The sequence below is a fragment of the Kitasatospora sp. NPDC048298 genome (genome assembly GCF_043201465.1).
Taxonomy (GTDB): domain Bacteria; phylum Actinomycetota; class Actinomycetes; order Streptomycetales; family Streptomycetaceae; genus Kitasatospora.
Genome location: NZ_JBICYZ010000164.1, coordinates 1 through 1,889, shown reverse-complemented (window position 1 = coordinate 1,889; position 1,889 = coordinate 1). Strand labels below are relative to the sequence as shown.

Here is a 1,889-nt window from a genome sequence, read left to right as displayed (position 1 = left end):
CGGTGCGGCGCCACCCGCCGCGCCAACCCCGCACCGGGGGGGGTTGTGTCCCCTTCCCCGCCCCCCGCCCCCCCCGCACCTCGGGGGGGGGGGGGGGCCCCCCCCCCCCCCCCCCCCCCCCCCGCGCCGAGATACGCGTTCACCCGTACTTGCCCTTCTGCCGTGCCGAGTTGACGCCGGAGGAGCCGCGGTGCCACCACGCAGGACCGTTCTCACCCTCGGATACGCAGCGTTCGTTCAACTGCGCCTCCGCCCCTACGAACAGTACGCCCGCGCCCGCCTAGGCGATGGCGATCTCAGCCGCCGTGCGGTCGCCCGCGCCCTGCGGCGCACGGAGCTGAGCTGGAGCACCGTACTGACGGACGATCCGGCCACCTTCACCTGGCGCGTCCTTCGCGAGGCCATCGCCGACGCCCTGGCGGGGTTGGCCGCCCCTGACCTCGACGATCTACATCGCGTACTGCCGGCACGCGCCGCCGATGCCGCACTGCTGCACGAGCGGCTCGGCATGCCGATGGGCGCCGCAGCGGAGCTGATGGGACTGGGCGAGCCGGAGCTGCACGTCGACCTGATGACCGCACGACGCCTGCTCGCCGAGAAGAGGAGGGCTCCACTGGGCTAGGAATGTTCACCCTCTGAACCCGCGCGGCGCCTGTGGTCCGCGCCCCTGAGGGGTGCGCGGGCGCAGCAGTCACCCGCGCCCACGCCAGGGTTCGCCACATCGCGCCAGGCATCACCCGTGTGGGTGGTGCCACTTCGGCATGCCTGTCGATAGCATGACGACCCGTCATAGTTGTTTCGGAATTCGCGGCTTGGCGACGCGAAGGGGGAACGCGTGAACGGATCGTTACCGGATGAGATCGATGTGAGCAGGCCGACTGCGGCCAGGATGTACGACCTTCTCCTGGGCGGGCGCCTCAACTATCCTTCCGATCAGGCCGCTGTCGAACGGCTGCTGGAGATCGCGCCGAGCACGAAGGAGCTGGCGCTGAACAACCGCGCGTTCCTGCGCAGGGTCGTGGAGGTCATCGCCCGCCAGTACGGGATCCGGCAGTTCATCGACCACGGTTCCGGCCTGCCGACCCAAGACAACGTCCACCAGGTCGCGCAGCGGGTCCACCCGGACTGCCGCGTGGTGTATGTCGACAACGACCCCATGGTCCTGGCGTACGGGCGTGCCCTGCTGGACGAGAACCCGCGGGTCGCGGTGGTCGGTGCGGACATGACGGACACCCCTGCCATCTTCGGCCACGAGCGGTTCGGTGACCTGATCGACCTCAGCAAGCCGACCGCAGCCCTGTTCGTATCGGTCGCGCACTGCCTCAAGGATGAGGAAGACCCCTTCGGCATGATCCGGCGAACCGTCGAGGCCCTGCCCTCCGGCAGTGTCATCGTGGTGTGCCAACTTGTCAGCCACGACCCGAGGATCCGCGACGACGTCACCCGGCTCATGCTCGATGGAACCGGAGGCCGGTGGGGCCGCGTACGCACAGAAGCCGAGGTGCAGGCCTTCTTCGAGATCGACCGGCTCGAGATCGAGGAGCCGGGCCTGGTCGACGTGACGAACTGGCGCCCCGACCGGGACGTCTTCCCGCGTCAGCGCACCGATGAATGGATCGAGTACGGCGGTCTCGCGCGCATCCGCAACCGCGCCCAGACCGCCTGAGCCAACAGGTCAGAACACAACTCCGGGCTGCCGTCACCCAACCTTCTGCAACAAGCTTTTTAGGGCTCTTCTGACGTACCTGTGGGTGTGATCACGCGGGTTGGCGGCCTGGCAGGGTGGGTCGGTTGCCGCCGAGGCAGAGCATGACGAGGGCGATGACGGCGTCGGCGGTCCGGAAGCCGAAGCCGCGGCGGATGATCAGGCGGGTCTTTGTGTTGGTCGA

At 68.9% G+C, this 1,889-nt stretch carries 2 protein-coding genes; both read left to right on the top strand.

Going from position 1 to position 1,889, the window contains the following annotated elements; translation table 11 throughout:
* Positions 1-190 precede the first annotated feature (190 nt).
* Positions 191-622, top strand: a complete 432-nt coding sequence (locus ACGF0D_RS44170; protein WP_392926228.1) for a hypothetical protein — start codon at positions 191-193, stop codon at positions 620-622.
* 213 nt (positions 623-835) lie between these two features.
* Positions 836-1,666, top strand: coding sequence for an SAM-dependent methyltransferase (locus ACGF0D_RS44165; RefSeq protein ID WP_392926226.1), 831 nt, complete (start codon positions 836-838; stop codon positions 1,664-1,666).
* Positions 1,667-1,889 lie beyond the last annotated feature (223 nt).